Raw genomic sequence first — 16058 nt, 5'->3', positions numbered from 1 at the left:
TCGCAGACCGCGGACAGGATCCTGTCGCTCCTGAACGAGCAACTCAAGTAAGTCACGTATTGAAATTTGCAAGCCTTGGAAGCGGCAGTGAAGGAAACGCGCTTCTGATTTCTTCCGCATCCGGCACGACAAGCACCACCGTCATGCTGGATTGCGGATTCCCCATCCGCGAAACCGAGCGCCGCCTGCAGTCCAAGGGCCTGGCGCCCTCGGACCTTGCCGGCATCGTCGTCACCCATGAACACCAGGATCACGTGGGCGGCGTCTTCAAGTTTGCCCGCAGACATCGCATTCCCGTCTGGCTGAGCTTTGGCACCTATCAGGCTGTCCAGAAGCAATGCGACGGCGTCATCGTGCATTTCTGCCGCGACGGCGACCGGCTCGCCATCCGGGATCTCGAACTCATTCCTTACACGGTGCCACATGACGCGCGCGAGCCGGTCCAGTATGTGGCGAACGACGGCCGATACCGTCTCGGCGTGCTGACGGATGCCGGTCAATCCACGCCGCATCTGGTCGCTGCGCTCGGTGGTTGCGACGCGCTGGTGCTGGAGTGCAATCATGACCGGCAGATGCTGGTCAACTCGTCCTATCCGTACTCGCTGAAGCAGCGCATCGGCGGGGCTTTCGGTCATCTGTCCAACGATACGACGGCGGAGATACTTGCTGCGCTGGACAAGTCGCGGCTAAGGATGGTGGTGGGGGCGCATTTGAGCCAGCAGAACAACACGCCGGAGCTTGCGCGGCAGGCGCTGCTCGGCGTCACGGCCGGAAGCGGGATCGAGGTGATGATCGCGTGCCAGGAAGAGGGATTTGACTGGATCACGCTGCAGGAATAGGGGGCTGCGAGCAGCGATGAGGCAATAAAAAAAGCCGACCGGATGGTCGGCTTTTTTGTGCAGTAATCGGAGATTACTTGGATGCAGCCGGAGCAGCAGCAGCCGGAGCAGCAGCGTCAGCCGGTGCGGAAGCAGCCGGAGCAGCAGCGGCCGGAGCAGCAGCAGCGTCAGCCGGAGCAGCAGCAGCCGGAGCAGCAGCGGCAGCAGCCGGTGCGGAAGCAGCCGGAGCAGCAGCAGCGTCAGCCGGTGCGGAAGCAGCCGGAGCAGCAGCCGGTGCCGGAGCAGCAGCTTCTTCCTTCTTGCCGCAGGCAGCCAGAGCAACAGCCAGCAGGGATGCGATCAACAGAGTCTTTTTCATGGTTTCCCTTTACAAATTTATTATAAAAAATTATGCGATGAATAATTACCGGTAATTATCGCTCTTTAGGCGTCTTCGACCCCGTATCGTGTTGCATTGCGGTACGTCGAAAACTTCCTAATCGACAATTATAGCGGGTTTTTTTTCATCGAGTCGGCAGCGCTTTTCTTTTCCGTAAGGAATTTGTAAGCAAAAGCAACATCCCGCTTGATGCCGTTTACTGAAGGACGATCCAGCCGTCTTCGTGCCATGCATGCAAGGCTTCCCGCACGTCCTCGCTTGCCGCCTTGATATCCTCGGGGTCAAGCCCGCGCCTGTCCGCCAGCTTGACCAGTGCACGACGGTCCGCGCTTGCGGCGACGAAAGAATCGCCGTTGATGAACACATGTCTTCCCCGATACAGCATCCGTGTCTTTCGTGCCAGTTTCACTCCGCGCTTTTCTGCCCGCTCGAGGAAGCGGGGCAGGGATGTGGAACGGACGGGAGCATCGAAGAAGACGCTGGGCTTGGGTTCCGACAGGTATTCGCCGAGGAAGATGGCGATGTCGTCGTCGGCGAACCGGATCTTGCGAATCGCAGTGGCGACACGGGTGATCATGTCGCTGCCGATTTCCGCTGGTTTCGAGGTCGGCGCAAGGTCGGGGTCCGCGTAGTGGCCGTCGAGTTCGACGCTTTCGGTCAGGTATTGGAGGAAGCCTTCGCCGAGTTCCTGGAAGGAAGGCGTGCGGAATCCGATCGAGTAGGTCATGCACTCGCCGACGGCGATGCCGTCGTGGGCATAGTGGGGCGGCAGGTAGAGCATGTCGCCGGGCTCAAGCACCATTTCCTGCTCGGGCTTGAAGTTTTTCAGGATCTTGACGGGAAGGCCTTCGACCAGCGTCATGTCCGTCTGCGGTCCGATCCGCCACAAACGCTTTCCATGTGCCTGCAGAAGGAACACATCGTAGGCATCGAAATGGGGACCGACACCACCGGTGTCTGTCGCATAGCTGATCATCAGGTCGTCCAGCCGCGCATCGGGCAGGAACCGGAATTGCTGCATCAACGCATCGGCGCCGTCGTGGTGAAGGTTGACGCCCTGGATCAATGTCGTCCATGCCTTCTTGCTGAAAGGGGGCAATTGGTCGAAGGGACCTTTCTTCAGTTGCCAGCGCGCGCCGAAGTGTGTGACGAGGCGCGATTCCACATCGTCGCGCGCAGCCATTGCGGCAAGTTCTTCCCGCGTGAGCAGAGGCTTGAACTGCGGTATGGCCTGGCGGATGAGGAGGGGCTTTTTGTGCCAGTAGTCGCGGAGAAATTGCTGGGTCGTGAGACCGCCGAGGAGGGTGAGCTTTTTCATTATGGTCGTTGGATGGGCATGCGTATTGCTGATTGGCCAGCGGCGCGTCGGGACTGTAATCGGAAAATCTGTCGCGGCGCAAGGTCCGGCGGCAGGGGCGAGTATAATCCTGAAATGTTGACACGAAAGGACGGCTCATGAAGATCGCCAAGAATACAGTGGTGACAGTCCACTACAAGCTTTCGGACGCGCAAGGCAATCTGATCGAAGAAAGCCGCGATCCGATGGTGTACCTGCATGGCGGCTATGAGAATACGTTGCCGAAGATCGAGGAGGCGCTCGAGGGCAGGGATGTCGGGTTCGAGACCACGATCCAGGTCGAGCCGGACGATGCGTTCGGCGAATACGATCCGAACCTGATCAAGATCGAACCGCGCAACCGCCTGCCGGAGCCGGTCGAGATCGGCATGCAGTTCGAAGGCACGCCGGACGATGCCGAAGGCGCCGACGATTCCATCATCTTCACGGTGACCGACATCGCGGATGACCAGGTGGTCCTGGACGGCAACCATCCGTTGGCCGGCATGGCCCTGCGATTCACGCTCAATGTCGCCGGGGTCCGGACCGCAACCGACGAAGAGGTGGCGCACCAGCACGTGCACGGCGCGGACGGCCATCACCATCATCACCAGCAGGACGGCACCGAGGGCGAGGACGGCGATCATTTCCGCAGCTACCCGCTGCACTGACCGTTCCGTGAAGGTATTACAAACACCGGTCAGAACTACATAGAGACGCTGGCGCGGGCATGCACATCCGCGCTAGCGTTGACCTTCCGGCTCGCGCGCCGCACGTGCTTCGACTGCGAACAGCCGGCTTTGCCGGGTGTCCGCCTTGACCTTCGTCCAGCCCGGCGCAACGGCGAGCTCTCCGACGTTTCCTCGCCATGAAATGACTCCGGACCGCGTTGCCCCCGCGGCTGTTCCATGGACCACGAGGATTTTTCCCGGGAATTTCCCGGCAAGGCCGACAAGCAGCCTCCTGGTTTCTGCGAAGCCGTCGCGCTGCCCTGGCCGCGCAGCCGCCAGCGGATTGCTGTCGCTGAACAGCACGACGCCGGCAGCTTTTTCCCGCTGAGCGAAGGTAAAGACACGATTCAGCCAGTCCCGGTTGGCGACCAGTCTGTCCTCGAACTCGCTGTTTCTTCCCGCGTCGACAAGGTAGTTATTGTTATTGGACGGGAGGTTGATAGTGGCGAACATGACGCCGCCGACTTCCCAGCGCGCATTCTCCGGAAAGTTGCGGAACTTGGCGATCAAGGATTGCCGGGTAACGGGGAGGCGGCTCGCGCCGAGCGTGAAATCGTCGGCGAACAACAGGTCGCGCAGCCGCGCCAGACGTCCGAATCCTGACGATCTGGGGGATTCCGCCTGGCACCGCGCCCAGTCGCTCGCGGCGAGGGACACGATCAAGCCGTTCCTTGCACTGTCCAGCAAGGATTTCTGCCGCAGATACACCTTGTCCGTGCACGGCTCGTTTGCCGGTTTGATTCCTAGCGTGACCACAAAGGCGAGATTATCCCCATCCGTCTCTTCGATGGATGCCTGCATTGCCCTGTCCTCGTCGCCGGCGGTACGCGGCGGCGCGATGACGGAAAAGCTGAAGGCATCGGAATCCGCGTGCGCGGAGCCCGGCAGGAGCGCCGCCAGGCACAGGGCCAGCAGAGGCAGCACAATGCGATTCATTGCTTGTCGACCAGCGCCTTGAGGCGGTAGAGGGCATCGAGCGCTTCGCGCGGCGACAGGGCGTCGGGATCGATCCCGGCAAGTTCCTCGACAAGCGCGGTCGCCATGGAGGCATCCGGGCTTTCCTCATCCGGGTCATCAGGAATGGCCGCCGGGGCGGCAAAGAGGTCGAACTGCGGCGTCGGCTGGACGGATTGCGCTTCGAGCGCGGCAAGATGTTTGCGCGCCGCCTTGATCACCGCCTGCGGCACGCCCGCAAGCTGCGCCACCTGCAGGCCGTAGCTTTGCGAGGCCGGCCCCGCCTGCACCGCATGGAGGAAGACGATGCTGTCCTTGTGCTCGACCGCAGACAGGTGAACATTGGCTGCAGTCGGATGCGTTTCCGGCAGTTGCGTCAGTTCGAAGTAGTGCGTCGCGAACAGGGTGAAGCTGCGAGTCGTTTCGATCAGGTGGCGCGCGATCGCCCACGCCAACGCGAGGCCGTCGAAGGTCGATGTCCCGCGGCCGACCTCGTCCATCAGTACCAGGCTGTGTTCGCTCGCACCGTTCAGGATCGCCGCGGATTCCGTCATCTCCACCATGAAGGTCGAACGCCCGCCGGCGAGGTCGTCGGCGGCGCCGATGCGCGTGAAAATCCGGTCGATCGGCCCGATGACGGCGCTGGAGGCCGGGACGAAGCTGCCGACATAGGCAAGCAGCGTGATCAGGGCCACCTGGCGCATGTAGGTGGACTTGCCGCCCATGTTGGGGCCGGTGATGAGGAGGAGCTTCCGTTCGCTGTTGAGGTTGCAGTCATTGGCGATGAAACGCTCGATCTGGTTCTCGACGACAGGATGGCGGCCTTGTTCGATCTGGATGGTCGGTTCCGGCACGAGATGCGGCGCGCACCAGTTGTTGCGCAGCGCGTGGTCGGCCAGCGCCACGAGCACGTCGAGCTGTGCAAGCGCGTGTGCGATCGACTGCAGCAGGCCGATGTGCGGCGCGAGCTCGTTCAGCAGCTTTTCGTAGAGATGCTTTTCCCTTGCGAGCGCGCGCTCCTGCGCGGAAAGCGCCTTGTCCTCGAAGGCCTTCAGCTCAGGGGTAATGTAACGCTCCGCGTTCTTCAGCGTCTGGCGGCGGCGATAGTCTTCGGGCACCTTGTCCGTCTGGCCGTGCGTGACTTCGATGTAGAAGCCGTGCACCTTGTTGTACTCGACGCGCAGGTTGGCGATGCCGGTGCGCGCGCGTTCCCGCGTCTCCAGTTCGACCAGGAACTGACCGGCGTTTTCGGACAGCGCGCGGAGTTCATCGAGTTCCGCATCGAAGCCGCGTGCGATCACGCCGCCGTCGCGCACCATCGCCGCCGGTTCCAGCGCAATGCCGCGCTCCAGCAGTTCGAGGCATTCGCCGGGCGTGGCCAGCGCGTCATGGATGGAGCGCAGCAGGGGCGCATCCGAATCCTTGTTGCACATCGCTACGTAAGCGCGCAGCGAGGGAAGTTGCTGCAGACCGCCGCGCAGTCCGGCGAGGTCGCGCGGCCTGGCCGAAAGCAGGGCGATGCGCGTGGTGATGCGCTCGATATCCGGCACGGCGGCAAGGGTTGCCGACAGGCCGGACGAGGCATCCGCGCGCATGAGCGCGTTGAGCGCCGCATGCCGTGCGCGGGCGATTTCCTGGTCGCGGCGCGCGTGATGCAGCCAGTGGCGCAGCAGGCGCGAACCCATCGCGGTGCGGCAGTGGTCGAGCTGGGAGAAAAGGGTGGGGGCGGATGCGTTGCCTTCCTGCCCGCGCAGGGTTTCGGTCAGTTCGAGGTTGCGGCGCGTGGCGGCATCCAGACCGATGAATTCATTTTCCGACTCGACCGTCAGCATGCGCACATGCTGCAGCCCGCGCCCCTGCGTGGACTGCGCATAGCGCAGCAACGCGCCGGCGGCGCCGACTGCGGCGCTCAAGCCGTCGGCGCCGAAGCCGCTTAACGTCGCGACGGCCAGCTGATCGAGCAGAGACTTCTGCCCGGCGTTGATGTCGAAGTGCCAGTCGGGCACGCTGGTGAACTTTCCCGCCGTCCCATTCTGCGTCAGCGATTCCGTGCTGTCGGTCACGAGGATTTCGGCCGGTGCGATCCGTTCCAGTTCTTGTTTCAGGCGCGCATCGAAGGTTCGCGCGTCGGCGCTGAATTCCATCAAGCGCAGCGCGCCGCTTGCCATCGACAGCCAGGCGAGGCCTGCGATCGTGGTCTTGCGCTGCGTGACGACGTGCAGCGCGAGTAGCGGGCGTTCGGATTTTTCAGGCAGCAGGTCGGCGTCAGTCAGTGTGCCGGGTGTGATCACGCGCACCACCTTGCGTTCCACCGGGCCCTTGCTGGTCGCCGGATCGCCGATCTGTTCGCAGATCGCCACCGACTCGCCCAGCTTGACCAGCTTGCCGAGATACTGCTCGACGGAATGGAAGGGCACGCCGGCCATCTTGATCGGATTGCCGTTCGATGCGCCGCGTTGGGTGAGAGTGATGCCGAGCAGGCGAGCCGACTTTTCGGCATCATCGAAGAACAGCTCGTAGAAATCGCCCATGCGGTAGAACACCAGCATGTCCGGATAGTTGGCCTTGATGCGCAGGTATTGCTGCATCATGGGAGTGTGCTTTTCGAGCAGGGAGTCCAGCCCGGGCGGCGGTGTATCGTTATCCGGTTTCAGTGCAGGTTTCAATGCCATTCCAGTCTTTCTTGTGCCATGCATGCGCCTCGGGCGCAATCCGACATTTTAATGGGGAATGGGACTGAAAGGACGGGGGATCGACGCAGCAAATCCGCTTTGCCGCGTCGATAGGGGATGCAGCGTTACTGGCTACCGCGATTGCGGTTCGACGCTGTCTTGCCGCCGCCGAGGAGCTTGGCGGCGGGACGCTTCGGCTGCGCCGGCTTCCCGGCCGGAGCCGGGCGAGCCGCGGTAGTTTCCGGCTTGACGGGCTTGGCGGACTTGCCGGGCGCGCGTTGTGGAGCACGCTGGCGGCCTCCGCCGCCATTCCCGCTGCGCAGCTGGATCGGCTGCGGCACTGCGTTCGGATCGGGTTCGAAGCCGGGGATGACTTCCCGCGGCAGGCTGCGTTTGATCAGCTTTTCGATCCCCTTGAGCATGTCGTGCTCATCCACGCAGACCAGGGACACGGCTTCGCCGCTGGCGCCGGCACGGCCGGTGCGGCCGATACGGTGCACGTAGTCTTCGGGCACGTTCGGCAGGTCGTAGTTCACGACGTGGGGCAACTGGTCGATGTCGATGCCGCGCGCTGCGATGTCGGTCGCAACCAGGACCTGCAGCGTGCCATCCTTGAACTCAGCCAGCGCGCGCGTGCGCGCGGACTGGCTCTTGTTGCCGTGGATTGCCAGTGCGCTGATGTCTTCCTTGCCGAGCTGCTCGACCAGCTTGTTGGCGCCGTGCTTGGTGCGGGTAAACACCAGGACCTGCGTCCAGTTGCGCGTCTTGACCAGGTGGCTCAACAGCTGATGCTTGCGGTTGCGGTCCACCGGGTGGATCTTCTGCGCGATCATCTCGGCAGTCGAATTGCGGCGCGCAACCTCGATCATCGCCGGCGAGTTCAGCAGGCCGTCGGCAAGTTCCTTGATCTCGTCGGAGAAGGTGGCGGAGAACAGCAGGTTCTGGCGCCGCGGCGGAAGCAGCGCAAGGATGCGGCGAATGTCGCGGATGAAGCCCATGTCGAGCATGCGGTCTGCTTCATCGAGGACCAGGATCTCGATCTGGGACAGATTGGCGGTGCCTTGCTGCACGTGGTCCAGCAGGCGGCCCGGCGTAGCGACGAGGATGTCGACGCCCTTGCGAAGCTGGTCGATCTGGGGATTGATGCCGACGCCGCCGAAGATCACGGCCGAACGCAGCTTCAGGTACTTGCCGTAGACGCGCACGCTCTCTTCCACTTGTGCCGCGAGTTCGCGGGTGGGAGTCAGTATCAGCGCGCGGATCGTGCCTTTCGCGGCAGGCTTTCCGCCTTTCAGTCGCTGGAGGATGGGGAGCGTGAAGCCGGCGGTTTTTCCGGTGCCGGTCTGCGCGCCGGCGAGGAGGTCGCCGCCTTGCAGCACGGCCGGAATTGCCTGTGACTGGATTGGGGTAGGCGCGCTGTAGCCCTGTTCGGCGACGGCGCGGACGATTTCATCGGATAGTCCGAGTTCGGTAAAAGACATGTGTACTCTATTGTTGTCCTGCGGCCCGGCATGTGTGCCGGACCGGCAAGAGAGGATGGCAGGGCAGCTTGTTGTGGCGCCCTGGATTGAGCGATGGAGCTGGATGGATCAGGCGTACGGCGACAGCAGGTTCACCATCTGTGCAAAGATCTTCGGCGTGCCGGCGATGACCTTGCCCTTGTACAGATAATCGGACTCGCCCTTGAAGTCCGCAACGATGCCGCCGGCCTCCGACACGAGCAGGGAACCGGCTGCCGCATCCCAGGGTTGCAGTCCCTTCTCGAAAAAGCCGTCGAGGCGGCCGGCTGCGACATAGGCGAGGTCGAGTGCGGCCGCGCCGGGTCGGCGCAGGCCGGCGCATTTCTCGGTCATGACCTTGAACATCTTCATGTATTCGTCCAGGCTGTCCGTGCCGCGGAACGGGAAGCCGGTGCCGATGAGCGCTTCGGCCATCTTGTCGCGGCGGCTCACGCGGATGCGCTTCTCGTTCAGGTAGGCGCCGGCGCCCTTGGTCGCGGTGAAGAGGTCGTTGCGGGTCGGGTCGTACACCACGGCCTGCGTGATCTGGCCTTTCTGTTGCAGGGCGATCGAGACGCAGTACTGCGGAAAGCCATGGATGAAATTGGTCGTGCCGTCCAGTGGATCGATGATCCAGACGTTTTCGGTTTCTGCGGTCAGGTTGGGGGAATTGCCGGATTCTTCGGCGAGGATCCCGTGGTCGGGGTATGCGGTCCGGAGGACTTCGATGATCGCCTGCTCGGCGGCCTGGTCGACTTCGGTGACGAAATCGTTCTGGCTCTTCGTGGAGACCTTCACTCGGTCGATGTCGAATGAAGCGCGGTTGATGATCGACGCAGCGCGGCGCGCGGCCTTCACCGCCGTATTCAGCATGGGATGCATAGGGGTTCCGTTAAAATTGCGGTACCGTCGCATACCGCGCGGGACCACATGAATTCAAGATTAATGAGCGATGCGCAACAATCGGCCAGGCCAAAGTGCGCAGAATGCCGCTATTTTAAATGAACCAGCCCCAAATCAGTAATTCTCTTTTCGGCCGCATGCGCTTCGTGCTGGTCGGAACCAGTCATCCCGGGAATATCGGCGCTACCGCGCGCGCCATGAAAACAATGGGATTTTCACAACTTGTGCTGGTCAATCCACGCTATCCCGATGCCGCGACGCATGAAGAAGCCGTTGCCTTCGCCAGCGGTGCGCTGGATGTACTCGCGTCGGCGCGTATTGTCGGCTCCATCGAGGAGGCGCTGGAGGGCTGCAACTTCGCGGCTGCGCTGAGTGCCAGGCTGCGGGAATTTTCGCCGCCTGTCATGACGCCGCGTGCGCTGGCATCGCAACTTGCGGCCGACGAGAGCTTGAATGCGGCGCTGGTTTTCGGAAGTGAGCGCTATGGGCTGCCGAACGAGATCATCGAGAAATGCAACGTGCTGATCAATATTCCCGCCAATCCCGCATACTCGTCGCTGAACCTCGCGCAAGCGGTGCAGTTGTTGGCCTACGAGGCGCGGATGGCAGCGGTGGGGGAGTCGGTGCCAGCCTCTCCGGTGGGCTTCCAGGGCGTCATGGCGAGCCTCGACCAGGTCGAAGGAATGTATGCACACCTCGAGCAGGCCTTGGTGGAAATCGAGTTTCTTGATCCCGCCAATCCCAAGAAGTTGATGCCCCGGCTGAAGCGCCTCTTCTCGCGCACGCAGCTGGAGACGGAAGAAGTGAATATCCTCCGCGGAATCGCGCGCCAGATCATGGACAAGCTCGGGCGACGCTGATTGCACAGGCTGGGGGCAGGCAACCGATACGCTCATGCGTGCAGTTGCCGAATCCCGGATGCGGTCAGCCCCAGGCCCGCAGCAGTCCGACTGCCAGGCCCTCGAGGGCGAAGTTGTCTTCCCGCCCGTCTACCACAATCGGCTCGAAGTCCGGGTTTTCGGGAAGGAGCTCGATGACGCCGTCGGTCTTTCTATAGCGTTTGACCGTGACATCGTCGCCGATGCGCGCCACCACGATCTGGCCATTCTTGGCGGAGTCGGCCTTTTTCACCGCCAGCAGGTCACCGTCGAGGATGCCTACGTCGCGCATGGACAGGCCGCGGACCTTCAGCAGGTAATCCGGCTTTGCCGAGAACAGGGACGGGTCTACCGAGTACGTGCTTTCAATATGTTCCTGCGCAAGGATGGGCGAACCCGCCGCGACGCGGCCGACCAGAGGGAGGCTCAGTTGCATCAGGCCGGGATGCGGCAAGGCCATCTGGCGCGCTGCACCTCGCATCGCGGCACCGTCGCCGCCCATGTCGCGGAGGCGGATTCCGCGCGAAGTGCCGGGTGAAATTTCGATCGCACCCTTGCGCGCAAGCGCCTGCAAGTGCTCTTCCGCTGCATTCGCCGAACGGAACCCGAGTTCAGCGGCGATCTCGGCGCGTGTGGGCGGGAAGCCGGTGTTTTCGATGGCTTCCTTGATCAGGTTCAGGATCTGTTCCTGGCGGGCGGTCAGCTTGATCATCGCGAATGACTGGGGATATCCAGCCCTGTGTGTATAGACAGCCTGTATTTTTATACAGGATTTGTACGATTGCAAGGGTTTGACCCGCTTTATTTGCGACCCGGGGCGCGGATTTTGCCGGGAATTTGCGGGAGGATGGGCAGGTCGTCCTTAAGATCTTGAAAGCATTGAGTTTTCTTGCCGGACGGGTTATCATCGTGGGCTTTCCTCTTCCCACACCCGTCTTGACGCCGGGGTGGGCGATTGTTTAATCCGTCCAAAAGGAGAATTCATGCGTCATTACGAAATCGTATTTATCGTCCATCCGGATCAGAGCGAGCAGGTGCCCGCGATGATCGAACGCTACAAGGGCATCGTCACCGCCCGCAACGGCAAGGTTCACCGTGTCGAAGACTGGGGCCGCCGCCAGCTGGCATACATGATCCAGAAACTGGCCAAGGCACATTACGTCTGCATGAACATCGAGTGCGACAACGAGACCCTGGCCGAACTCGAAACCGGCTTCAAGTTCAACGACGCCGTCCTGCGCCACCTCACGGTGAAGATGAAGAAGGCCGAGACCACTCCGTCGCCGATGATGAAGGCTGTGCAGAAGGAAGACGCCGCCAAGTCGCAACGTGCAGAGGCGTCCGCGTCGTAATTGCAGCAGCCGAGGAGCGTGAACCAGCTTCGCCTGATTGCAGCCATTGCCGAGCGCGACGTATTGCGCTACACCCCGGCAGGCATCCCGGTCGTATCCGCAAGACTGGAGCATCGGTCGGATCAGGTGGAAGCAAGCATCCCGCGCCAGGTTGAGATGGAAATCGCCGCGGTCGCCGCGGGCGAGATTTCCGGAAGGTTCAATCAGGCTGCACTCGGGGAAATGTTTCTGTTCACGGGATTCCTGGCGCGCAAGAACCGCAACAGCAAAAGCCTCGTGTTCCACGTTACGGATTTCGAGTCAATTACACCAGATCACTAGATACAGGAGCCAACCATGGCATTCGGTAAAAAATTCGACAAGAGCAAGCTCAAGCAAAAGCGCCAGCAGCAGAACCCGCTGTTCAAGCGCAAGAAGTTCTGCCGCTTCACCGCGGCCGGTGTTGAACAGGTCGACTACAAGGACGTCGACACCCTGAAGGACTTCGTCCAGGAAAACGGCAAGATCATGCCGGCCCGCCTGACCGGCACCAAGGCGCACTACCAGCGCCAGGTTGACACCGCGATCAAGCGCGCCCGCTACCTCGCGTTGCTGCCGTACACCGATCTGCACAACGCCTGATCGACGACCGAAGAATAGGAGAAAAACATGCAAGTCATTCTGTTGGAAAAAGTCGTCAACCTGGGCAACCTCGGTGACGTGGTCAAGGTCAAGGACGGTTACGCTCGCAACTTCCTGATCCCCCAGCGCAAGGCTCGCCGTGCGACTGATGCGGCCGTAGCCGAGTTCGAAGCCAAGCGCGCCGAACTGGAAAAGGCAGCGGCAGAGAAGCTGGCAGCAGCACAGGGCCAAGGCGAGAAGCTGAACGGCATGACCGTCCAGATTTCGCAGAAGGCCGGTGTGGACGGCCGTCTGTTCGGTTCCGTGACCAACGCCGACATCGCCGAAGCCGTGACCAAGCAAGGTTTCGCCGTTGAAAAGGCGCAGATCCGCATGCCGCAAGGGCCGCTGAAGACGGTTGGCGACTACACGATCTCGGTTGCTCTGCACACCGACGTCGTCGTCGATGTCACCGTTTCCGTGCTCGGCGAGCAAGCCTGATCGACGGATCGCAGCAATTGAAGAAGGCCGGGACATCCCGGCCTTTTTTGTTGCCTGCCGCATTTGTTTCAATAGTGCCAAAATCTCGCATTCCTTGCGAAGAAATAAAGCGCGTATGCGCCGGATTCTGGTCAAAAATCAAAAGCTTAAACGGGTATAATGCGCGCCATGAATAACCGCGCCGATCCGCAAATTGAAGCCCTCCGCGTTCCGCCGCATTCCATTGAAGCGGAGCAATCCGTACTCGGCGGCCTGCTGCTCGATAACGCTGCGTGGGACCGCATTGCCGACTTCATCGGCGAAGACGATTTCTATCGGTACGATCACCGCATCATCTTTCAGCACATCGTCAAGCTGATCAACAGTTCCAAACCGGCCGACGTGATCACCGTGTACGAAGCGATGACCACGAGCGGCAAGGCGGAAGAGGCCGGCGGCCTGACCTATCTGAATGCGCTTGCGCAGAACACGCCTTCGGCCGCCAACATCCGCCGCTACGCTGAAATCGTCCGCGAGCGCGGCGTGCTCCGCAAGCTCATCACGGTATCCGATGAGATCTCCGGCCAGGCTTTCAACCCGCAGGGCAAGGAAGTCAAGCAGCTGCTCGACGAGGCCGAATCGAAGATCTTCGCCATCGCCGAAGAGGGCGCCCGCGGCGCCCAGGGCTGGGTCGCCATTCAGCCCCTGCTGACGCAGGTGGTGGAGCGCATCGATGAGCTCTACAACCGCGACAACCAGAACGACATCACCGGTGTGCCGACGGGCTTCATCGATCTGGATCGCATGACCTCCGGCCTGCAGCCCGGCGACCTCATCATCGTGGCCGGACGCCCGTCGATGGGCAAGACCGCTTTTTCGCTGAACATCGGCGAGAACGTCGCCATCGACAGCGGCCTTCCGGTTGCCGTGTTTTCGATGGAAATGGGCGGCGCCCAGCTCGCCATGCGTATGCTGGGCTCGGTCGGCCGTCTCGACCAGAGCCGCCTGCGCGTCGGCAAGCTGAACGACGACGACTGGCCGCGTCTGACCCACGCCATCCAAAAGATGAACGAGGCGCAACTGTATATCGACGAGACCCCCGCCCTGAGTCCGATCGAATTGCGCGCGCGGGCAAGGCGCCTCTCCCGGCAGTGCGGACGCCTTGGCCTGATCATCGTCGACTACTTGCAGCTCATGTCCGGCAATGGCGGCGGCGGGGAAAATCGCGCCACGGAAATTTCCGAAATTTCGCGAAGCCTGAAGGGTATTGCCAAAGAACTCAACTGTCCCGTGATTGCGCTGTCTCAGCTGAACCGCTCGCTCGAACAGCGTCCCAACAAGCGTCCCGTGATGTCCGACTTGCGCGAATCCGGCGCTATCGAACAGGATGCCGACGTGATCCTGTTCATCTACCGCGACCAGGTCTACAACCCGGATTCCCCGGACAAGGGAACCGCCGAAATCATTATCGGCAAGCAGCGTAACGGCCCGATCGGAGCGGTGCGGCTGACGTTCCTGGGCGAGTACACGAAGTTCGACAATTACACCGGCGGCAACGCGATCTTCGACAACGAGTAAGGGCAGGCTGTCGTCCCGGCGACGGACGATATGCAGTTGACGTAAGAACTGAAAACGAATTAACGCTTCAACTTTAAGAGAGTGCAAATATGTTTGGACGATTGATGCCCAACGAGGGCAAGTTCTTTGACCTGTTCGTGCAGCATGGGGAGCTGTGCGTCAAGGGCGCCAAGGAAATGGTCGCGCTGATGACCAATTTCGATGACCTGGAGAACCGCGTGCACGCGATCGAGAGCATCGAAAAGCAGGCCGACAAGGTGACCTACGAAACCCTCGATATGCTGCACAAGACGTTCATCACCCCGCTCGACCGTGATGACATCCACAAGCTGATCACTCGCATGGACGACATCCTGGACCTGCTGGAAGACGCCGGCCAGACGATCTCCCTGTACGACATCAAGGCGGTCACGCCGGAAGCGAAGCGGCTGGCCGAGCTGTGCCTGGCCTGCACGGAAAAAGTGAAGACGGCAGTCGGCTTGCTGCACAGCATGGACAATTCCGGCCAGATCCTTTCGGTCTGCGAAGAGATCGACCGCCTCGAGTCCGATGCCGACCACGTGATGCGCGCCGCCATGTCCAAGCTGTTCCGCGACGAGCCGGACGTGCGCAACCTGATCAAGCTGAAGGCAATCTACGAAATCCTCGAAACCGTGACTGACCGCTGCGAGGATGTCGCCAATATCATCGAGGGCATTATTGTTGAGAACGCCTGAGCAGTGACATGCCCGGGCGCGGCTGCGGAGGGCAGGGTGCCCTCCTTCCGGTCGCTTCGTGCTGAAGTGCCGCCGCCGCGCGGCGCGACGTGCCGGCTACCCAAACAGACGAAAACAAGAACTCATGCAAACCCTTGAAATTAGCATTTATACCCTTGCCTTCCTGATCGCGCTGGCGTTGCTCTTCGACTTCATGAACGGTTTTCATGATGCCGCGAATGCGATTGCGACCGTCGTATCGACCGGCGTCCTGAAGCCGCAGCACGCGGTGGCGATGGCGGCATTCTTCAACGTGGTGGCGATCTTTTTCTTCCAGCTCAAGGTCGCGAGCACGGTGGGCAAGGGAACGATCGAACCCATTGTCGTCGACCACTACGTCGTGTTCGGTGCGCTTGTCGGGGCGATATTCTGGAACGTCCTGACCTGGTATTACGGCATTCCGTCCTCGTCCTCGCACGCGCTGATCGGCGGCCTGGTCGGCGCCGCAGTCGCCAAGGCGGGCACCGGCGCGCTGATCTCCGGCGGCCTGATCAAGACCATTTCCTTCATCCTGCTGTCGCCGTTGCTCGGCTTCGTGTTCGGCTCGATCCTGATGGTCATCGTGTCGTGGCTGTTTGTCAGAACGACTCCGCGGCGCGTGGACAAGTGGTTCCGTCGCATGCAGCTCGTGTCTGCATCGCTGTACAGCCTCGGCCACGGCGGCAATGACGCGCAAAAGACGATGGGCATCATCTGGATGCTCCTGATCGCTGCCGGGCATTCGACGTCCAAGGACCCGCTCCCGAGCTGGGTCATCATCAGCTGCTACGCGGCAATCGGCCTCGGCACTCTGTTCGGCGGCTGGCGCATCGTCAAGACGATGGGGCAGAAGATCACCAAGCTGAAACCGGTTGGCGGCTTTTGCGCGGAAACCGGCGGAGCGATCACGCTGTTCCTCGCAACCGGTCTCGGCATCCCGGTGTCGACCACCCATACGATTACCGGCGCCATCGTCGGGGTTGGCTCGGCGAAGAAGATGTCCGCCGTGCGCTGGGGCGTTGCCGGCAACATCGTCTGGGCATGGATTTTCACGATCCCGGCCTCGGCCTTCGTCGCCGCGATCGCCTGGTGGATCGGCACAAAGATTCTGTAAGCGATCCGC

Annotated in this window: 17 protein-coding genes; 10 read left to right on the top strand and 7 right to left on the bottom strand. The window is 61.6% G+C overall.

Annotated elements, in window-relative coordinates:
* Nucleotides 1-59 precede the first annotated feature (59 nt).
* On the top strand, nucleotides 60-839 hold the full coding sequence (locus VFF99_RS09895; RefSeq protein ID WP_325017381.1) for an MBL fold metallo-hydrolase: 780 nt from the start codon (nucleotides 60-62) through the stop codon (nucleotides 837-839).
* A gap of 73 nt (nucleotides 840-912) precedes the next feature.
* On the opposite strand, the gene VFF99_RS09890 is transcribed toward VFF99_RS09895, so the two are convergent.
* Nucleotides 913-1197 carry a hypothetical protein gene (locus VFF99_RS09890; RefSeq protein ID WP_325017377.1) on the bottom strand — a complete coding sequence of 95 codons (285 nt, stop codon included), beginning with the start codon at nucleotides 1195-1197 and terminating at the stop codon, nucleotides 913-915.
* A 217-nt stretch (nucleotides 1198-1414) separates the two neighbouring features.
* A complete protein-coding gene (locus tag VFF99_RS09885; RefSeq protein ID WP_325017375.1) occupies nucleotides 1415-2536 on the bottom strand; it encodes a cupin domain-containing protein in 1122 nt (373 codons plus the stop codon).
* A 137-nt stretch (nucleotides 2537-2673) separates the two neighbouring features.
* On the opposite strand from VFF99_RS09885, the gene VFF99_RS09880 reads away from it, so the two are divergent.
* Entirely contained in the window at nucleotides 2674-3225 is a 552-nt protein-coding gene (locus tag VFF99_RS09880) for a peptidylprolyl isomerase (protein WP_325017373.1), read from the top strand.
* 72 nt (nucleotides 3226-3297) lie between these two features.
* Here VFF99_RS09880 and VFF99_RS09875 read toward each other — a convergent pair whose 3' ends face one another.
* The 4 genes from VFF99_RS09875 to VFF99_RS09860 form a co-directional block, all read right to left on the bottom strand.
* The gene (locus VFF99_RS09875) at nucleotides 3298-4221 is read right to left on the bottom strand and encodes a hypothetical protein (RefSeq protein WP_325017371.1); all 924 of its coding nucleotides are present in this window, start codon (nucleotides 4219-4221) and stop codon (nucleotides 3298-3300) included.
* Nucleotides 4218-6830 (bottom strand): DNA mismatch repair protein MutS, encoded by a 2613-nt coding sequence (gene mutS, locus VFF99_RS09870; protein ID WP_325017379.1) that lies wholly within the window; start codon nucleotides 6828-6830, stop codon nucleotides 4218-4220. The genes VFF99_RS09875 and mutS overlap by 4 nt, the downstream gene beginning before the upstream one ends.
* 206 nt (nucleotides 6831-7036) lie before the next feature.
* Complete coding sequence (locus tag VFF99_RS09865) at nucleotides 7037-8392, bottom strand: DEAD/DEAH box helicase (RefSeq protein WP_325017369.1); 1356 nt, start codon at nucleotides 8390-8392, stop codon at nucleotides 7037-7039.
* A 108-nt stretch (nucleotides 8393-8500) separates the two neighbouring features.
* Complete coding sequence (locus VFF99_RS09860; protein ID WP_325017368.1) at nucleotides 8501-9292, bottom strand: inositol monophosphatase family protein; 792 nt, start codon at nucleotides 9290-9292, stop codon at nucleotides 8501-8503.
* Nucleotides 9293-9411: 119 nt separating this feature from the next.
* Here VFF99_RS09860 and VFF99_RS09855 point away from each other — a divergent pair, with 119 nt between their 5' ends.
* The gene (locus VFF99_RS09855; protein ID WP_325017366.1) at nucleotides 9412-10173 is read left to right on the top strand and encodes an RNA methyltransferase; all 762 of its coding nucleotides are present in this window, start codon (nucleotides 9412-9414) and stop codon (nucleotides 10171-10173) included.
* A 64-nt stretch (nucleotides 10174-10237) separates the two neighbouring features.
* Here VFF99_RS09855 and lexA read toward each other — a convergent pair whose 3' ends face one another.
* The gene (gene lexA, locus VFF99_RS09850; RefSeq protein ID WP_325017364.1) at nucleotides 10238-10903 is read right to left on the bottom strand and encodes a transcriptional repressor LexA; all 666 of its coding nucleotides are present in this window, start codon (nucleotides 10901-10903) and stop codon (nucleotides 10238-10240) included.
* Nucleotides 10904-11174: 271 nt separating this feature from the next.
* On the opposite strand from lexA, the gene rpsF reads away from it, so the two are divergent.
* The 7 genes from rpsF (at nucleotide 11175) to VFF99_RS09815 (ending at nucleotide 16049) form a co-directional block, all read left to right on the top strand.
* Nucleotides 11175-11543 carry a 30S ribosomal protein S6 gene (gene rpsF, locus VFF99_RS09845; protein WP_325017362.1) on the top strand — a complete coding sequence of 123 codons (369 nt, stop codon included), beginning with the start codon at nucleotides 11175-11177 and terminating at the stop codon, nucleotides 11541-11543.
* An 18-nt stretch (nucleotides 11544-11561) separates the two neighbouring features.
* Nucleotides 11562-11864, top strand: a complete 303-nt coding sequence (gene priB / locus VFF99_RS09840; protein ID WP_414691527.1) for a primosomal replication protein N — start codon at nucleotides 11562-11564, stop codon at nucleotides 11862-11864.
* A 15-nt stretch (nucleotides 11865-11879) separates the two neighbouring features.
* A complete protein-coding gene (rpsR, locus tag VFF99_RS09835; protein ID WP_007882558.1) occupies nucleotides 11880-12164 on the top strand; it encodes a 30S ribosomal protein S18 in 285 nt (94 codons plus the stop codon).
* A gap of 27 nt (nucleotides 12165-12191) precedes the next feature.
* The gene (rplI, locus tag VFF99_RS09830) at nucleotides 12192-12644 is read left to right on the top strand and encodes a 50S ribosomal protein L9 (protein ID WP_325017360.1); all 453 of its coding nucleotides are present in this window, start codon (nucleotides 12192-12194) and stop codon (nucleotides 12642-12644) included.
* A 159-nt stretch (nucleotides 12645-12803) separates the two neighbouring features.
* Nucleotides 12804-14201: a replicative DNA helicase gene (locus VFF99_RS09825; RefSeq protein ID WP_414691526.1), complete on the top strand. Its 1398-nt coding sequence runs from the start codon at nucleotides 12804-12806 to the stop codon at nucleotides 14199-14201.
* An 89-nt stretch (nucleotides 14202-14290) separates the two neighbouring features.
* Nucleotides 14291-14917 carry a DUF47 domain-containing protein gene (locus VFF99_RS09820; RefSeq protein WP_325017356.1) on the top strand — a complete coding sequence of 209 codons (627 nt, stop codon included), beginning with the start codon at nucleotides 14291-14293 and terminating at the stop codon, nucleotides 14915-14917.
* Nucleotides 14918-15041: 124 nt separating this feature from the next.
* Nucleotides 15042-16049 carry an inorganic phosphate transporter gene (locus VFF99_RS09815; protein ID WP_325017354.1) on the top strand — a complete coding sequence of 336 codons (1008 nt, stop codon included), beginning with the start codon at nucleotides 15042-15044 and terminating at the stop codon, nucleotides 16047-16049.
* The last annotated feature ends 9 nt before the right edge of the window (nucleotides 16050-16058 follow it).

Origin of the sequence: Noviherbaspirillum sp., from assembly GCF_035654295.1 — a bacterium.
GTDB lineage: Bacteria > Pseudomonadota > Gammaproteobacteria > Burkholderiales > Burkholderiaceae_D > Noviherbaspirillum.
This window is presented reverse-complemented; position numbering and strand designations above follow the sequence as displayed.